Source organism: Streptomyces sp. NPDC006393 (assembly GCF_040628575.1).
Taxonomy (GTDB): domain Bacteria; phylum Actinomycetota; class Actinomycetes; order Streptomycetales; family Streptomycetaceae; genus Streptomyces.
The window spans coordinates 17,100-34,095 of record NZ_JBEXZD010000062.1 but is presented as its reverse complement, the minus strand read 5'-3'; the positions used below and the strand labels follow the sequence as shown (position 1 = coordinate 34,095).

Here is a 16,996-nt window from a genome sequence, read left to right as displayed (position 1 = left end):
GGGCCGGGCATGATCAGGCGGCGGGGACTACGCTTCAGCAGTGATGGACAACCGTGTACCGCCCCGCTCCGCCGGCCCCGGGCCCCGACGACGTGACCGCCACGGCCGGGGCATGCGCGGCCCGATCGCACCGCCCCAGGTGCCGCTCGCCGCGAGCCGTGCCGAGGCGTTCGCGGACCTGGTGCAGGACTCCGTGGAGCGTCTGGAGCGGCGCTGGCCGCAGCTGGCCGACATCGACTTCCTCGTGCTGGAGGTGCCGCGGCTGGACGGGCCCGGGCAGCCCTGGAGCGACGAGCCGGTGCCGCTCGGGGGCACGATGCCCGCGCGGGACGGCCGCCGGGCGCGGGTGGTCGTCTACCGGCGGCCGGTGGAGATCCGCAGCAAGGGGCGTGACGAGCGGGCCGCCCTGGTGCACGAGATCGTGGTCGAGCAGGTGGCCGAGCTGCTCGGGCTGACTCCGGAGACGGTGGATCCCCGGTACGGGGAGGACTGAGGCGGGGCCTGACCGGGCCTGATCGGGTTCCGTGCCGAGAGGCTCCTGATCGGGTTCCGTGCCCGAGGCTCCACTTCGGGGTTCCGTACCCAGAGGCTTCCGCCCAGGGCTCACGCCCCTCCGGCCGGGGCTCAGGATCCTTGCAGCACCGACACGTCCTCGTCCGCGTGCGGCACCGACACCGTCCCCCGGTCGTCGGGCAGGGTCTGGACCGTGAACCCGGGGACGCCGTCCTCCGTGGCGGTCAGGGTGCGCGCCCCGTACACCGGGCCGCCGGACAGGCGCTCCACCGTCAGGGCGTAGGTGCCCTTCAGTCCGGACGGGGCGGGTGGGGCGATGTCCTGGGTCGTGCCCGCCTTGATGGTGTACGTCTTCGTCACCGCCGTACCGCCCTCGCTGCCCGCCGATGCCGTGACCTTGACCTGGGCGGTGGCGGTGGGGGCCGTCAGCGAGAGCGTCGAGCCCTTCCCGCTGTTGTCGGCGGACGTGGCGCGCGCGGCGACGGGACCGGTCGCGGGGATGAACGCCGTCTCCTGCTTGCCGCCCCTCCCGCGTGTCACCCGCAGCGCCGCGACCACCGGCACGGACGGGGAGGTCTGGGTCAGCACCAGCGAGCCGGCCTCCCCCCGGGTCAGTTCGCCCAGGTCGACGGCGGTCGTCATCCCGCCCTTGACGTGCACGGTGTCGTGGCCCGCGGGCGTGATCAGCCCGGACGGCGAGGCCAGTCTCACCTTCAGGTCGGTGTCGGCGTCGGCGGGGGTGAAGGCGATCAGCCGCACGGAGGTGGCGTCCTTGGGGATGCCGGGCAGGACGAGGCTGTCCGCCGGGTCCGCGGCGGCCGCCAGCCAGTCCCCGCCGAGCTTGTCGTCCAGGGCCTGCACCGCCGCCCCGACCCGGCCGCTGCGCACGCTCACGTGCACCGTGAGGTCCTCCTGCGGCGCGTCGGCGAGCGTGGACAGCAGGACGGGCTCGCTGGAGTGCGGTGCGACGGTGATGCCCTCCCCCACCGTCGACTTCACGGCGCCGTCCTTGCCGTAGAGCTCGATGTCGACGACCGCGGCGGAGTCGTCCGGGTTGGTCAGGTGGACGTAGTCGGAGCGGTCGGCCTTGGTGCTGGCGCCGGGGAACCAGAACTCGGTGTCCGGGGCGGTGCAGTCCACGCCCAGCAGGCCGCGGCCGGTGCCCGCGGCGACCTCGGTGGTCTGCTGCATGGTCCAGCCGGGCGCGAACCTGCCCTCGGCGGTGCCGATCAGCGCGGGCGCGTCCCCGCCCGAGGTGTCGCCGGTGACCGGCTTGCCGGGCTCCTTCGGTTCCAGGACCGGCTTGGAGTCCTTCTTCTTGCCGTCCTTCTTGCCGTCGTCCTTGCCCTGGGCGTCGCCGGTCGTGGCCGACTCCTCGGCGGCGGGCCGGAGCCGGGCCTTGCCGTCGCCGTCCGTGCCCTGGGTCACGGGGGTGAAGGACGTGTACGAGGTGTCGGCGATGTCGGAGCTGCTCGGGGACGGGCACACCAGGGTGGTGCGCTCGACGGGCAGCCGGGCGGCCGCCTTGGCGCTGCCGGCGCCCGCCGCGTCCGGGGTGTCCAGCGCGGCGAATCCGGTGACGGCGGCGAGCGCGGCCACGCCGGCGATCAGGGACATGGTCGTGCGGTTCACTGCTGGCTCCCGTCGGGGCGCTCACTGCCGATGCCGTGCGCGTGGTCCTGCGCGTGGTGCTGTGCCGGGTCGTACGGCTCCTCGTAGCCCTGGTCGTACGGCTCCTCGTAGCCCTGGTGGTAGGCCGTGGGGTCGTAGGAGCCCGTCGGCGTCTGACCGCCGTAGGCGTACGGGTCGTACTGGCCGCCCTGGTACGGGTCGTCGTAGGCGCCGGTCGGGTACTGCTGGGCCTGGGCGGGGGCGGACTGGTACGGCTCGCCGCCGTAGGCGCCGTACTCGGTCGCGGCTCCCGCTCCGGGGGCTCCGGCTCCGGCGTAGGCTGTGGTGTCCCAGCCGTCGTAGGACTGCTGGTGCGGCACGGCGGCGGGAGCCTCCTCCGGAGGAGGAGGCAGGGTGGCCGGGCCCGACGGCTGCGGTTCCCGCTCGGCCTCCTCGGCCTCCGCCTGGGCGCGCAGCCGGCGGGCCCGGCGGCCCTCGCCGCTGATCGCCTCGGCGGGAACGGGCTGCTCCTCGGGCAGGTCGTCGTCGACGTCGCGGCGCCGGCCGGGCAGGGCGAGGACGACGAGGACGACGGCGATCAGGCCCTGGGCCCACAGCCAGGCGGTGTGGCCGATCGGGTCGTCGAAGGTGACGTCGAGCTGCCCGCCGGAGGCGGGGAGCCGGAAGCCCTGGGCCCAGCCGTCGAGGGTGGTGCGGGTGAGCGGCTTGCCGTCCAGGGTGGCCGTCCAGCCCGGGGCGGCGGCGTCGGCCAGGCGCAGGACGCGGTCAGCGGCACCGGCCGGGATCGTGGTGTGGATCTCGACGGGTCCGGCGGCGACGGGCTGCGCGGCGCCGGTCCCGCCGGCCGCCCCCGCGTCCTGGCCCGAGCCCTGGCCCGAGTCCTGGTCGGCGTCCGAGCCGGAGGCGGGCACGATGGCGGCACGCGAGACCTCCTGGTCCACCCGCCACAGGGCACTGCCGTCCTGCTGGCTGAGCCGGCTCAGACCCGGGGTGGAGTCCAGGACGCGGCTGACCTCGCGGGGGGCGCCCTTGTGGACGAGGACGTAGCGCACGGCGAAGCCGCCGAGCTGGCCGGCCTGGTCCGCGCCGGAACCGGCGACCAGGTTGGCGACGACCTTGTCGAGCCTGCTGTTGCCGCCGTCCGCCGCGGCCAGTTCGGCGTCGCCCATCCGGACCCCGGAGTCGCGCACGAGCATGTAGCCGACGTGGGCGGCGGAGTCGCTGTCGATGACCAGGGTGCGGGCCTGGTCGCGGGTGCTGCTCTCCTCGGCGACGAACGCGGGCACCTGCGCCACGTCGCGCCGCTCCAGCGGGCCGTCGGCGCCACGGATCATCCAGCCGGCGACGACGAGCAGGGGACCCGCCGCCGAGGCGAAGGCGACGAGTGCGGCGACCGGCTGGCGCCAGCCGAAGCTCTGCTCGGCCACGCGCGCGCGTGCCCCGTCGGCGCCGAGCACGGCGGCGGCCAGCAGGGCGATGCCCTCGACGAGGGTGGCGGGGCCCGCCCAGGCGGAGTCGTTGGACAGGACCGCGAAGACGAGGGCCACCAGGGCGACCGCCCAGCTGGTCCAGATGGCGAACTGGCGCTCCGAACGCAGCAGGGCGGCCAGCGCGGCCAGGACGATGCCGATCAGCATCAGCCCGTGCACCGTGCCCGGGCCGCCCGGTGAGGCGCCCAGCAGGTCGAGGGCGGAGGCGGCCGAGGCGCCGTACTCCAGTCCGGCCTCCCGGAAGAAGCCGAACGGCAGCAGCGACAGCGACCAGGGCGCGAGGGCGAGCAGCGGGGTGCCCAACTGGGCCAGGAAGCGCAGCGCGTGGGCGACGATGTCGCCGCGGCGCACGGCCAGCACACCGACGCCGAGGACGAGGGCGAGGGGCCAGACGATGGGCGCGAAGGCGGTGGCGACGGTCAGCAGCAGCGCGTACGCCCAGGTGGCGCGCCAGCTGCCGCGGGCGCCGGAGGCCCGTGCCAGGCCGCTCGCCGCGATGCCCGCGCGGGCGATGAGCGGCAGCAGCACGGCCAGTACGGCGGTGCCGATCCGGCCGCCGGCCAGCGCGCCGGTGGTGGCGGGCAGGAAGGCGTAGGCGACGGAGGCCCAGGCGCGCAGCAGCCGCGAGGGGACGAGCGGGCGGGACGCGAAGTAGGCGGTGAACCCGGCCAGCGGCACCGAGCCGATCAGCAGGACCGTGACCGCCAGCCCGCTCGAGCCGAGCAGCACGGAGGCCAGCATCGCCACCAGCGCCAGATACGGCGGCGCGGACGGGGTGCCGCCGGTGCCGACCGGGTGCCAGGAGTCCAGGTAGCGCGACCACAGCTCCGAGGAGTCGGCCGGGGCGGGCAGCAGGGCGCCGCCCGCGAGCGCGCCCGAGCCGAGCAGGTTGCGGCAGGCGGCGAGGGTGACGAGCAGCAGCACCAGGAAGAGCACCGGGCCGGGTTTGCGGGCGATCCGCTTGAGCCGGGCGAACTGCTCGATCTCCAGGAAGTCCGCGTCGTCGCCGCCGGGCCCGGACTCGATCGCGCCGCCGTGCCGGCCGGCCGAGGAGACCTCGGGGTCGGAGCGGCCGACGAGGTTGCCGGCGACCTGTTCGACGGTGGCGCGGATCGTCGCTCCGGGCGGCGGGAACAGGGCCCTCAGCTCGCCCTTGTCGATCTGCGGCCTGCCGCGCCCGCGCCGGCCGGCGATGATCCGCTCGGGCCGCAGCAGCGTGCCCATCAGACCGCGGATCTCGTCGACGGCCTGTCCGGGGACCTTGCCGACGAGGTAGGCGAGGGTGCGCAGCAGGGTGCCGAGGACGAGGCGCAGCAGCACCCAGGGCAGCGCGGCGGTACGGGTGTTGACGAGGAGGGTGTAGACGGCGCCGGCCTTGTCGACCTTGTGCGGGGAGGCGGCCGTGCGGCCGACGCAGTCGACGGTGCGGCGCTCGCGGGAGGCGGCCTCGGCGTGCCGTACGACGGCCTCGGGGGCGACGAGGACGCGGTGGCCGGCGGCGTGGGCGCGCCAGCACAGGTCGACGTCGTCGCGCATCAGGGGCAGTCGGCGGTCGAACCCGCCGAGCTGTTCGAAGATGTCACGCCGGATCAGCATTCCGGCGCTGGAGACCGACAGCACGGTCCGGACGTGGTCGTGCTGGCCCTGGTCCTGTTCGCGGCGGTCCAGGCCGGTCCAACGGCGGCCGGAGTTGGCGATGGTGACGCCCACTTCGAGAAGCTGGCGCCGGTCGTACCAGCCGCGCAGCTTGGGGCCGACCACCGCCACGTCCTCGCGGCCGAGTTCGTACTCGTTGTCGACGACCCGCAACAGCTCGGCCAGGGCGTCGGGTTCGGGGGCGCAGTCGTCGTGCAGCAGCCAGAGCCACTGCACCGGTTCGCCGTGGGGGAGTTCGGGCAGGTCGTAGGCGTCGTCGCGCCAGGTGCGCGTGACGGGGTCCCAGCCGCTGGGGCGCTTGAGGTACGGCAGTTCGTCCGGGGTGAGGACCGGGGCGGTGCGGGTGGCCTCGTCGACGGCCTGGCCGAAGCCGGTGCGCCGGGCGAGGTGCAGCACGCGGTCGGCGCCGAGGGCGTCGGTGAGCACCTGGGCGGAGGTGTCCGCGCTGCCGGTGTCGGCGGCCACGGCGTACTGCACCGGGCGTTCCTGGCCGAGCAGGCCGGCGAGCACGTCGGGCAGCCAGCGGGCGCCGTCGTGGGAGACGAGGACGGCGGTGACGACGTGCCGCGGGAACTCCGGCGGCCGGTTCGGGTCGGACTGCGGGGCGAACTGCGTCGCGCCCGCGGGGTCCGACGGCGCTGCGGCGGCGACGTCGTAGTGGGCTGCCGTATGGCTGTGCACGGACATCGAGATACACGGCCCCGGTTCGGTGGACTGCGGTGGACGCCTGTGCCCCCTGGGGGCAGCGGGGCGTCTCGGACGAGCGACCACACTACTGGCTGGCCATGACGGCGGCCCGCCGCCTGTGGATAACCCACCTGCGACGGGCCGTTCGTGATGTTTGTGTAGGGGATGTACGCGTACGTCCGTGGCCGGACGGTGACCGGGCGGCGGCCGGACGACGGCCGACGCGCCGTCAGACCGCGGCCTTCTTCAGCCGGCGCCGCTCGCGCTCGGAGAGGCCGCCCCAGATGCCGAAGCGCTCGTCGTTGGCGAGGGCGTACTCGAGGCACTCGGAGCGGACCTCGCAGGCGAGGCAGACCTTCTTGGCCTCGCGGGTGGAGCCGCCCTTCTCGGGGAAGAAGGACTCGGGGTCGGTCTGGGCGCACAGCGCGCGCTCCTGCCAGCCGAGTTCCTCGTCCGCGTCGTCGACCAGCAGTTGCTGCACCAGCTCGGTCATGTGCGCCCCTCGTCTGTCTTTCGCGTCCCCGTGATGTAGCCGTTACCGATCCCGGCTGAACGACACGAGTGAAATTACAAGTGTGCTGCTCCGGGCGAGTCAAGCCGAGATCTGCTATTGAGCCCCTTATTCACTCTGCGGAACCAAGGCCATGCGGAAAGTGTTCAAATCGGCATAAACCTTGACGCGCAGCCGAGGCCCCGAAGACCCGTCGCCCCGCGCGGAGCCCTCACCGAGCCCTCACCGAGCCCCCTGAAGGAAGGACGCCTGGACCTTCGATCCCGTTCCGACACGCGCACCGCCGCGAACCTGATCACAGTCGGATCACGGGATCGCAACGGGGCTTGCGCGCCCGGCATGTGCGCCATGTGTCCCGCTCTCCCGCTGAGCAAACCTTTCACCTGAGAGATGAACCGGATGAGGTGAAACATGTCCCACATTCCGGGCGTCGAGTTGACACGGGTGGTGTGAACCGGTGTCCTTGTGGGCATGCTCGCGAACTCGGCACCCACCTCGACCCGCACCGCCGGGTCCCACGGTGCTGCCCGCGCTCGCTGTAGCTGTCGCTGTTCCGGCTGTTGAGCCCCCGCGCGCACGCGCGCTCCAGCCGCCGTCCGGGCCCCTTCCGAAACTGCTGTACGGCCCGGCGTCCGTTCCCTTTGATCGGCCCCACCGAGGAACCACGACACCCCCATGAACAGCGACAGCGACCTCCAGATCGCAGGCGACATCCTCGAAGTCCCGCACCTGCTCCAGACCCCGCGCGAGCACCCGGCCACCGTGGCCGAGTTCGCCGGCCTGGCCCGGTCCGTCGCGGCCGACCGCGCCCAGTGGGAGCACCTCGTCCGCTACGACGCCACCACCCGCTGGTACCACCGGCTGCGCACCGGACCCGGCTACGAGGTGTGGCTGCTGTCCTGGCTGCCCGGCCAGGGCAGCGGACCGCACGACCACGGCCGCTCCTCCGGTGTGCTCACCGTCCTGGACGGCACCCTGACCGAGCACACCCGGCGGGGCACGCGCGCGCTGGGCGCGGGCGCGCAGCGCGTGTTCGCTCCGGGATACGTGCACGAGGTCGTCAACGACACGCTGCGGCCGGCGGTCAGCCTGCACGTCTACTTCCCGGGACTGACCGAGATGCCCATGCACTCCACCGCTTCCTGCTCGGGGTCCGTGGCCGCGCAGCAGACGGTGGGCGCCGTCGGCGCGTAGGAGTCCGGCGTGCGGTACAGGAGTCCGGGCGGCGCACAGGAGTCCGGCCCGAGGGCGGGGCGCCGCGTCGCCGTACCGGTACTGCGCGGCGGTACCGATGCGGCGTCGTCGTACCGGCACCGCGTTGTCGTACCCGCCTGACAGACTTGGCCCCATGCGCATTGTGGTTCTGGCAGGCGGCATCGGTGGTGCCCGGTTCCTGCGCGGTCTGAAGCGGGCCGTGCCGGACGCGGACGTCACGGTCATCGGCAACACCGGCGACGACATCCACCTCTTCGGGCTGAAGGTCTGCCCGGACCTGGACACGGTGATGTACACGCTGGGCGACGGCATCAACGAGGAGCAGGGGTGGGGGCGGTCCGACGAGACCTTCCACCTCAAGGAGGAGCTGGCGGCGTACGGCGTCGGGCCCGAGTGGTTCGGCCTGGGCGACCGGGACTTCGCCACGCACATCGTGCGGACACAGATGCTGGGCGCGGGCTATCCGCTCAGCGCGGTCACCGAGGCGCTGTGCGACCGCTGGAAGCCGGGCGTGCGGCTGATCCCGATGAGCGATGACCGCGTGGAGACGCATGTCGCCGTCGAGATCGACGGCGAACGCAAGGCGGTCCACTTCCAGGAGTACTGGGTGCGGCTGCGCGCGTCCGTGCCCGCCGAGGCCGTCGTGCCGGTGGGCGCGGAGCACGCCAAGCCCGCGCCCGGCGTGCTGGAGGCCATCGCCGGGGCGGACGTGATCCTCTTCCCGCCGTCCAACCCGGTCGTCTCCGTCGGCACCATCCTGGCCGTGCCCGGCATCAGGGAGGCGATCGCCGACGCCGGAGTGCCGGTGGTCGGCCTGTCCCCCATCGTCGGGGACGCGCCCGTGCGCGGGATGGCCGACAAGGTGCTCGCCGCGGTGGGCGTGGAGTCCACGGCCGCGGCGGTGGCCGAGCACTACGGCTCGGGCCTGCTCGACGGCTGGCTCGTCGACACGGTGGACGCGGCCTCGGTGGAGCGGGTCGAGGCGGCCGGGATCCGGTGCCGTGCGGTGCCGCTGATGATGACCGACGTCGACGCCGCCGCGCAGATGGCGCGGGAGGCACTGACGCTGGCGGAGGAGGTGCGGGGGGCTTGAGCGGACAGGCGCCCGGATACCGGGTCTGGGCGATCACCCGGATCCCCGAGGTCCAGGAGGGCGACGACCTCGGCAAGCTGATCGCGGCCGCCGAGCCGGGACTGGCCGACGGTGACGTGCTGCTGGTCACCTCCAAGATCGTGTCCAAGGCGGAGGGCCGCGTCGTCACCGCGGCCGACCGGGAGGCCGCGATCGACGCGGAGACCGTACGGGTCGTGGCCCGGCGCGGACCGCTGCGGATCGTCGAGAACCGGCAGGGCCTGGTCATGGCGGCGGCCGGCGTCGACGCCTCCAACACCCCGTCCGGGACGGTGCTGTTGCTGCCCGAGGACCCCGACGCGTCCGCGCGCGCGATCCGGGACGGGCTGCGCGACGCGCTCGGCGTCGACGTCGGGGTCGTCGTCACCGACACCTTCGGGCGGCCGTGGCGCGCGGGACTCACGGACGTCGCGATCGGCGCGGCGGGTGTGCGCGTGCTGGACGACCTGCGCGGTGCCACGGACACGCACGGCAATCCGCTCAGCGCGACGGTCGTGGCCACCGCGGACGAACTGGCGTCCGCCGGTGACCTGGTGAAGGGCAAGGCGGCCGGGCTGCCCGTCGCCGTGGTGCGCGGCCTGGCCCATGTGGTGTCCGCGGAGCACGGCGAGGGAGCGAGGGCCATGGTGCGCGACGCGCGCGACGACATGTTCCGGCTCGGCACCTCCGAGGCGGTACGGCAGGCGGTGACCCAGCGGCGTACGGTGCGGGCCTTCACGGACGAACCCGTCGACCCCGGGGCGGTACGGCGGGCGGTGGCCGCGGCGGTGACCGCGCCGGCGCCGCACCACACGACGCCGTGGCGTTTCGTGCTGCTGGAGTCCGCCGAGTCGCGGACCCGGCTGCTCGACGCCATGCGGGACGCGTGGATCGCCGACCTGAGGCGGGACGGCAAGACGGAGGAGTCGATCGCCAAGCGGGTGCGCCGCGGCGACGTCCTGCGGAACGCGCCGTACCTGGTGGTGCCCTGCCTCGTCATGGACGGCTCGCACGCCTACGGCGACGCGCGGCGGGACGGGGCCGAGCGCGAGATGTTCGTGGTCGCCGCGGGCGCGGGCGTGCAGAACTTCCTGGTCGCGCTCGCCGGGGAGCGGCTGGGCTCCGCGTGGGTGTCGTCGACGATGTTCTGCCGCGACGTGGTTCGCGAGACGCTCGGCCTGCCGGGCACCTGGGACCCGATGGGCGCGGTGGCGGTCGGGCATCCGGCGGAGCAGCCGCGACCGCGGCCGGAGCGGGCGGCGGGGGCGTTCATCGAGGTGCGGTGACCGCTTCTTCCGGGTGGGATGACCGCTTCTTCCGGCGGTTCGTGCCTACCACCGCTTAGTCTCCTAGGACCACTCCGGCGAGCTTACGGGAACTCATTCGTGGCAGGACGTTTCGCTCCGCGGCCCACGCGTACGACCGTGCGCGGTGGGCATGTCGCCGTTCCCTCGGGCGGTGCGATGCCCGCCGGCGGTGTGCCCCGGCAGGCCGCCGCGCCGGGGCGGACCCGCACCTGGGTGCCGGACGGGCCGCTGGACCTCGGGCTGGTGCTCGGTCCGCTGCGGCGCGGGCCGGGCGATCCGACCTTCCGTGCGACGCCCGACGGGTCCGTGTGGCGGGCCAGCCGTACACCGCTGGGGCCCGGGACGCTACGCGTCTTCGCGCGCGGTGGGGAGGTGTGCGGCCAGGCGTGGGGGCCGGGGGCCGAGTGGCTGCTGGAGCAGTTGCCCGAACTGCTCGGGGCCGCCGACGACCCGTCCTTGTTCGAGCCGAGACACCGGCTGCTCGCACTGACCCGGCACCGGCGACCGGGGTTGCGGCTGACCCGGACCGGGCTGGTGCTGGAGTCGCTGATCCCGTCGGTCCTGGAGCAGAAGGTCACGACGGTCGAGGCGTACGCGGCGTGGCGGACGCTGGTGCGGAAGTACGGGGACCCGGCGCCCGGCCCGGTGCCGGTACGGATGCACGTCATGCCGGCGCCGCGCACCTGGGCGCTGATTCCCTCGTGGGACTGGCATCGGGCCGGGGTCGACGACAAGCGGGCGTCCACGGTGCTGCGGGCGGTGCGGGTCGCGGCGCGGCTGGAGGAGGCGGTGCGGATGCCTCCGGCGGCGGCGCGGGAACGGCTGGAGCTGGTGTCCGGGATCGGGCCGTGGACGTCGGCGGAGACCGTGCAGCGCAGTCATGGAGCGGCGGATGCGGTGACGGTGGGGGATCTGCATCTGCCGGGGATCGTGGGGTTCGCGCTGGCCGGGGACCGGTATGCGGACGATGCGGTGATGCTGCGGCTGCTGGAGCCGTACGCGGAGCAGGGGCAGCGGCATCGGGCGGCCCGGTTGATTCTGCTGAGTGGGCGGGTGCCGCCTCGGCGGGGGCCGCGGATGCCGGTCGGTGACATCGGGCGCTTTTGAAGTAGCCGCCGTGAGGTGAGCCGGAGCGGCTGGACCTGATGAGAGTGCCCGGCGTTGGGGCCGGCGCGGGGGTGGGTGCGCTTGCCCGCGCGTGCGGGGTGCCGCTGCGCCCACCCGTGCCGCCGTGGGGGTACCGCCCAGGCGTCGAGCACTGGGGGAGGCACGACTGCCCGCGGCTATGGAGGCACGCGCGCCCGCGGCTGTGTACGGGTGCCGCTGCCGGGGTGGGCGACCGCCCCCTGCGGCACGACTGCCCGCGGCTACGGAGGCACGCGACTGCCCGCAGTCATGGCGTTGAGGCCGCGCTCTACTGGTCCGAGGAGAACCTCACCGCGCCGGCCGGGATCCGGGCGTCGCACCAGATGCGCACGCCGTCACGGAGTTCGTTGTCGGGGCCGATGACCGCGCCGTCGCCGATGACCGTGCCGGTGAGGACGGAGCGGGTGCCGATGCGGGCGCGGGCGCCGATGAGGGAGTCGGTGATGACGGCGCCGGGCTCGATGACGGCGCCGGGCAGGATCGTACTGCCGGAGACCCGCGCGCCCTCGGCCACCAGCGCGCCCTCGCCGACCACCGTGCCGTCCGTCAGCTTGGCGTCGGGGGCGACGACGGCCGTGGGGAGGACCAGGCGCTCGCCGCAGCGGCCGGGAACGGCCGGGGAGGGGGCGCGGCCCAGGACCAGGTCCGCCGAGCCGCGGACGAAGGCGGCCGGGGTGCCGAGGTCGAGCCAGTAGGTGGAGTCCACCATGCCCTGGAGGTGGGCGCCGGCGGACAGCAGGTCGGGGAAGGTCTCGCGCTCCACCGACACCGGGCGCCCCTGCGGGATCGTGTCGATGACCGAGCGGCGGAAGACGTACGCCCCCGCGTTGATCTGGTCGGTGACGATCTCCTCCGGGGTCTGCGGCTTCTCCAGGAAGGCCAGCACGCGGCCCGTCCCGTCGGTCGGGACCAGGCCGTAGGCGCGCGGGTCCGTCACCTTCGTCAGGTGCAGGGAGACGTCCGCGCCGGTCTCCTCGTGGGTGCGCACCAGCGCCGGGATGTCCAGGCCGGTCAGGATGTCGCCGTTGAAGATCAGGACCGGCTCGTCGGGGCCGGAGCGCAGCCGCGAGGCGACGTTGCGGATGGCGCCGCCCGTGCCCAGGGGCTCCACCTCCGTGACGTACTCCAGGTGGAGGCCGAGGGAGGAGCCGTCGCCGAAGTACGGTTCGAAGACCTCGGCCAGATAGGACGTGGCGAGCACGATGTGCTCGACACCCGCCGCTCTCGCCCGCGCCAGCTGGTGGGTCAGGAACGGCACCCCCGCCGCCCGCACCATGGGCTTCGGGGTGTGCACCGTGAGCGGGCGCAGCCGGGTGCCCTTGCCGCCGACCAGGAGGATCGCTTCTGTCACCTGTCGTCTCTGCTTCCTGCCGGGACCGGCCGATCTGTCGTTCGGCCGGCCAGTGTATGCAGACCGTTCCCGGCCGCCTCCGAGGGCCGTGCGGTGTGGTCCGGCCTCAGCGGCCCTGGTAGCGCGCCGCGGTCTTGCGGGCGGTGCCGAGCTTTCCGTAGAGCTTTGCTCCGGGGCAGTCGGTGGCGAAGCCGTCCCGGTGACCGGAGATCACGTTCAGGCGTACGTTCTTTCCTTTTTGGTAGAGGTTGCCACCGGCGGACTTCAGATATGTCTTTCCGCGCGGATTCATCCCGTAGAGACCGAGCTTCCAGGCGGCGAGCCGGGCGACGGCCTTGACGGCGGCCGAGGAGGGCTTGGACCTGCTGTAGGTGCCGATGACGGCGATGCCCACGCTGTTGCTGTTGAAGCCCATGGTGTGGGCGCCCAGCACCGGTTTCGCCACACCGCCGGCCCGGCCCTCGTAGATGGTGCCGCACTTGTCGACGAGGAAGTTGTAGCCGATGTCACGCCAGCCCATGCTCAGGACGTGGTAGCGGTAGATACTGCGGATGACCGAGGGGGCCTCGGAGCAGGTGTAGTTGTTGCCCGTGGCGGTGTGGTGGACGAACGCCACCTTGTCCTTCTTCGTGTAGACGAACCCCCTGGCGCGCAGCGACTCGTCCGCACCCCAGCCGCGGCGGGTGATGATCTTCGGGCGGGGTCCGATGTGGGGCTGGGCGCGCTGCCGTTCCGTCAGTTCGCCGCCGCGCAGGGCGAACAACTCGCGTTCGGTGTCCTCGCGGCCGAGCGCGGGGATCTCGGTGGCGCCGATCGGGGCGAGACCGGCGTTGGCGGCGGAGGCGGCAGTGGCCGCCTCGCTCAGCTCGCCGGTCCGCGGCTGGTCCGGCTCGGGGCTCGGGACCGGGGACTCGTCGCCCAGGCCGTCGCCGGGGTCGCCGCCCGGGTCGCCGCCGGGGTCGACGAGTTCGAGGCGCAGCCCCGAGGGCAGCGGCAACGGCAGCGGCGGGTCCGTGTCGGCGCCCTGGTCGCGGTCGCCGGTGTCCGCGCGGACACGCACGTCGACGCCGTCGCAGTCGCCCACCCACAGCGGCGCGGTGGCGCCGCGCACGTGACGGAGGGCGCGTTCGGCGGTGCCGGGGTCGGCACCGTGGTCGGCGTTGTGGGTCTCGACGGCCTGCCAGCCGGACCAGGTTCCGGTGGCGACGGAACGGGTGCGGACCTGGACGCTGCCGTGCAGTTCGGTGTCGGGGTTGTCCCAGACGACGCCGAGCAGCGAGAAGTGCCGTACGTCGGCGCGGCGCAGGCCCTGTTCGGGGACGGCGCCGTCGGTGGGGGTGACGGCGGGGCCCCGGGCTGAGGCGAGGCCCCGGGCGGCGTGGCCTCGCGGGGCGTGGCCTCGGGGGACGGTGAGGCTTCGGCCGTGGGCACGGCCCTCGGTGAGCGGGACGAGGGGCAGGGACTGGGTGCTGCCGGGGACGTCCGCCGCTTCCGTGCCCGCGCGTTGCACGGCCGGCACCGGCGGGGCCGCCACCGGCGCCGCCGACGCGCCGCTCACCGTCGTCGTGGCCGCGGCGGCGGGGAGGGAGGGCGTCAGGGCGAGGGCCGCCGCGCTGGTGACACCGATCGAGGACGCAAGGAATCCATATCGTCGACGCATGGCCCCGATCTTGGACATAGTCATACATACATGTCCATTAGCGAACTGACGGTGCGTCGGATGACGTTCCTCCGAACCGGTGGCCGCCCGCCGCCCCCGCGGACGCCACAGCGCGCCGGGCGGGAGCGGCGCCGCGTACGCTAGCGCGGGTGAACGCCACCGAACGCACCCCTGCCGACCTGCTGGGTTCCGCGCTCGCCGCGGATCCCGGACGCCCTCTGGTGACCTTCTACGACGACGCCACGGGCGAACGTGTCGAATTGTCCGTGGCCACCTTCGCCAATTGGGTGGCCAAGACCGCGAACCTCCTCCAGGGGGACCTCGCCGCCGGGCCGGGCGACCGGGTGGCCCTGCTGCTGCCGGCGCACTGGCAGACGGCGGTGTGGCTGCTGGCGTGCGCGTCGGTGGGCGCGGTCGCGGACATCGGCGGGGATCCGGCGGCGGCCGATGTCGTGGTCAGCGGACCGGACACGCTCGACGCCGCACGTGCCTGCTCCGGCGAGCGGGTCGCGCTGGCGCTGCGGCCGCTGGGCGGCCGGTTCCCGCAGCCGCCGCAGGGGTTCGTCGACTACGCCGTCGAGGTACCGGGTCAGGGCGACCGGTTCGCGCCGTTCGCGCCCGTGGACCCGGAGGGGCCCGGCCTGATCGTGGCCGGCGCGGAGTACACGGCGGCGGAGGTCGTCGAGCGGGCCCGCGCGGACGCCCCGGGACTGGATCTGACGGGGCCGGGTTCCCGGCTGCTGTCGGGACTGCCGTACGACACCTGGGAGGGGCTGAGCGCCGGCCTGTACGCCCCGCTCGCCGCCGGCGGATCGGTGGTGCTCTGCCGCCACCTGGACCGTCTGGACGAGGAGTCCCTGGCCAAGCGCATCGAGACCGAAAGGGTCACGGCGACGGCACGATGACGGCGCGGTGACGCCCGCCTCCCCGGCCACCGGCACGGCCGCCCGCCTCCCCGGCCGCCGGCACGGCCAGCAGCCGTGAACGTCGTCGGAGACACGGCCGCGGAGCCGGCCCCGTTCCCCCGTTCGGCTCATCAGCACCCCTCCCCCGGGCTCCCCCCGGGTCATGGTCGAAGGACCGGACGGAGGAGAGGGGTGGTTCCAGACGTGAGCCGTGGGGCAGGCGGGAGCCGTGCCGAGGGCCGTGCCGGTGGACCGGGCGGACCGGGCGTCGGGCCGGGCCTGGGGGGATCGGCCACCGGGGCCGGGCTCGCGCGCCGGCGGCGTATGCGCTGGCTGCGGGGCACCGCGCTCGGCGCGGCCGTCCTGGTCACCGCGGCCGCCGGGATCGGGTGGGCGGTCTACGTCAAGCTCAGCGACAACATCACCCCCGACGAGGCAGCCGCCGCCGAGCTCCGGCGCTACGAGAAGGAACGGCCCACCGCCCTGGTCAAGGGCGCCCAGAACATCCTGCTGATCGGGTCGGACACGCGCGCGGGCGACGGAAACACCCGGTACGGACGGGACTCGGGGACCGAGCGCTCCGACACCATGATCCTGCTGCACCTGGCCGCGAACCGGCGCAGCGCCACCGCCGTGTCCCTGCCCCGCGACCTGATGGTGGACGTGCCCGGCTGCCGCCGCCCGGACGGCAGCCGGACCGAGCCGATGTTCGCGATGCTCAACTACGCCTACCAGACGGGCGGGCCGGCCTGCACCGTCCGCACCGTCGAGAAACTGACGGACATCCGGATCGACCACCACGTCGTCGTCGACTTCAGCGGCTTCAAGGCGATGGTCGACGCGGTCGACGGCGTCGAGCTGTGCCTGAAGAAGCCCGTGAACGACAAGGACGCCGGACTGCGGCTGCCGGCGGGCCGGGTGACACTCGACGGCGAGCAGGCGCTCGGCTACGTCCGTGCCCGCAAGTCCCTGGGCGACGGCAGCGACACCGACCGCATGGAGCGCCAGCAGCGGTTCCTCGGCGCCCTCGTCCACAAGGTGCGCGGCGACGACGTCCTGCTGAACCCGGTGAAGCTGTATCCCGTCCTGGACGCGGCCACCTCCTCCCTGACCACCGACCCGGCGCTGGCGAGTCTGCGCGGCCTCTACCAACTCGTGCGCGGGCTGCGCGAGATCCCCACGGAACAGGTCCGGTTCCTGACGGTTCCGAGGGAGTCGTACGTCTACAACGCCGATCGTGACCAACTCGTGGAACCGGAGGCCGAAAAACTGTTCGCCCGGCTGCGGGCGGACCAGCCGGTGGCGGTGGCCAAGGAGGTTTCACGGTATTCCGGCGCAAACGGCGCCAATTCGGCTGCTCCGCATTCCGGTTCCCCGACCGGTCGGCCGGATTCTCCGGCCGGCCGACCGGATTCCGCGGCCGGGGCACCCGATTCCCTTCCCGGCGGCGGTTCGGCTGCGCAGTCGCACGACTACGTTCAGTACGTTTCCGGGAGTGCGGCGAAGCTCCGGGCGCGTACTGCCGCTTTCGTGGACCCACCGTCACCCACCCCGTCGTTCCCCGGCAACACCGCCGCTGAGGACATCTGCGGGTAAAGCCCCGACCAAAGGCGAACTTCTGTTCCCGGAAATGGGCGGATTGCCCAGTTGTAGGGACGTGGAATTTGTCACCGCCGTCGCTGAATCCGCGACCGGCCGGATAGTGTGAGCGATCCGGTGCTACCGGCCGCGAGGTCTCCCTGGGGTCGTGCACTGTGTGTACGAGACCCTGAGCGCCTTTGAGGGGGGAGGCGCCGCGTGGCCCCGACGGAG

The 16,996-nt window shown here is 73.7% G+C and carries 12 protein-coding genes; 7 read left to right on the top strand and 5 right to left on the bottom strand.

What is annotated here, in order from left to right; translation table 11 throughout:
* The first annotated feature begins 43 nt into the window (after positions 1 to 43).
* Positions 44 to 493: a metallopeptidase family protein gene (locus ABZ484_RS23955; RefSeq protein ID WP_358867970.1), complete on the top strand. Its 450-nt coding sequence runs from the start codon at positions 44 to 46 to the stop codon at positions 491 to 493.
* A gap of 131 nt (positions 494 to 624) precedes the next feature.
* Here ABZ484_RS23955 and ABZ484_RS23950 read toward each other — a convergent pair whose 3' ends face one another.
* From ABZ484_RS23950 to ABZ484_RS23940, 3 genes are all read right to left on the bottom strand, one after another.
* On the bottom strand, positions 625 to 2,145 hold the full coding sequence (locus tag ABZ484_RS23950) for a DUF5719 family protein (protein WP_358867958.1): 1,521 nt from the start codon (positions 2,143 to 2,145) through the stop codon (positions 625 to 627).
* Positions 2,142 to 5,978, bottom strand: a complete 3,837-nt coding sequence (locus tag ABZ484_RS23945) for a glycosyltransferase (protein WP_358867957.1) — start codon at positions 5,976 to 5,978, stop codon at positions 2,142 to 2,144. The genes ABZ484_RS23950 and ABZ484_RS23945 overlap by 4 nt, the downstream gene beginning before the upstream one ends.
* Before the next feature lie 229 nt (positions 5,979 to 6,207).
* Positions 6,208 to 6,471 (bottom strand): WhiB family transcriptional regulator, encoded by a 264-nt coding sequence (locus ABZ484_RS23940; protein ID WP_003975777.1) that lies wholly within the window; start codon positions 6,469 to 6,471, stop codon positions 6,208 to 6,210.
* Between the two features lie 693 nt (positions 6,472 to 7,164).
* Between ABZ484_RS23940 and ABZ484_RS23935 the strand changes: the two genes are divergently transcribed.
* The 4 genes from ABZ484_RS23935 to ABZ484_RS23920 all read left to right on the top strand — a co-directional run bounded on the left by ABZ484_RS23935 (position 7,165) and on the right by ABZ484_RS23920 (position 11,229).
* Entirely contained in the window at positions 7,165 to 7,683 is a 519-nt protein-coding gene (locus ABZ484_RS23935) for a cysteine dioxygenase family protein (RefSeq protein WP_358867956.1), read from the top strand.
* 154 nt (positions 7,684 to 7,837) lie between these two features.
* Entirely contained in the window at positions 7,838 to 8,797 is a 960-nt protein-coding gene (gene cofD / locus ABZ484_RS23930; RefSeq protein ID WP_358867955.1) for a 2-phospho-L-lactate transferase, read from the top strand.
* Positions 8,794 to 10,101: a coenzyme F420-0:L-glutamate ligase gene (locus ABZ484_RS23925; RefSeq protein ID WP_358867954.1), complete on the top strand. Its 1,308-nt coding sequence runs from the start codon at positions 8,794 to 8,796 to the stop codon at positions 10,099 to 10,101. Before cofD ends, ABZ484_RS23925 begins: the two co-directional genes overlap by 4 nt.
* A gap of 99 nt (positions 10,102 to 10,200) precedes the next feature.
* The gene (locus ABZ484_RS23920) at positions 10,201 to 11,229 is read left to right on the top strand and encodes a DNA-3-methyladenine glycosylase 2 family protein (protein ID WP_358867953.1); all 1,029 of its coding nucleotides are present in this window, start codon (positions 10,201 to 10,203) and stop codon (positions 11,227 to 11,229) included.
* Positions 11,230 to 11,536: 307 nt separating this feature from the next.
* Here the strand turns inward: ABZ484_RS23920 and ABZ484_RS23915 are convergent, their stop codons facing one another.
* A complete protein-coding gene (locus ABZ484_RS23915; RefSeq protein ID WP_358867952.1) occupies positions 11,537 to 12,619 on the bottom strand; it encodes an NDP-sugar synthase in 1,083 nt (360 codons plus the stop codon).
* A 106-nt stretch (positions 12,620 to 12,725) separates the two neighbouring features.
* Positions 12,726 to 14,279 carry a peptidoglycan recognition protein gene (locus ABZ484_RS23910; protein WP_358867951.1) on the bottom strand — a complete coding sequence of 518 codons (1,554 nt, stop codon included), beginning with the start codon at positions 14,277 to 14,279 and terminating at the stop codon, positions 12,726 to 12,728.
* A 149-nt stretch (positions 14,280 to 14,428) separates the two neighbouring features.
* Here ABZ484_RS23910 and ABZ484_RS23905 point away from each other — a divergent pair, with 149 nt between their 5' ends.
* Positions 14,429 to 15,184 carry a TIGR03089 family protein gene (locus ABZ484_RS23905; RefSeq protein WP_358867950.1) on the top strand — a complete coding sequence of 252 codons (756 nt, stop codon included), beginning with the start codon at positions 14,429 to 14,431 and terminating at the stop codon, positions 15,182 to 15,184.
* Positions 15,185 to 15,508: 324 nt separating this feature from the next.
* Positions 15,509 to 16,780: an LCP family protein gene (locus ABZ484_RS23900; protein ID WP_358867969.1), complete on the top strand. Its 1,272-nt coding sequence runs from the start codon at positions 15,509 to 15,511 to the stop codon at positions 16,778 to 16,780.
* Positions 16,781 to 16,996: the final 216 nt, after the last annotated feature.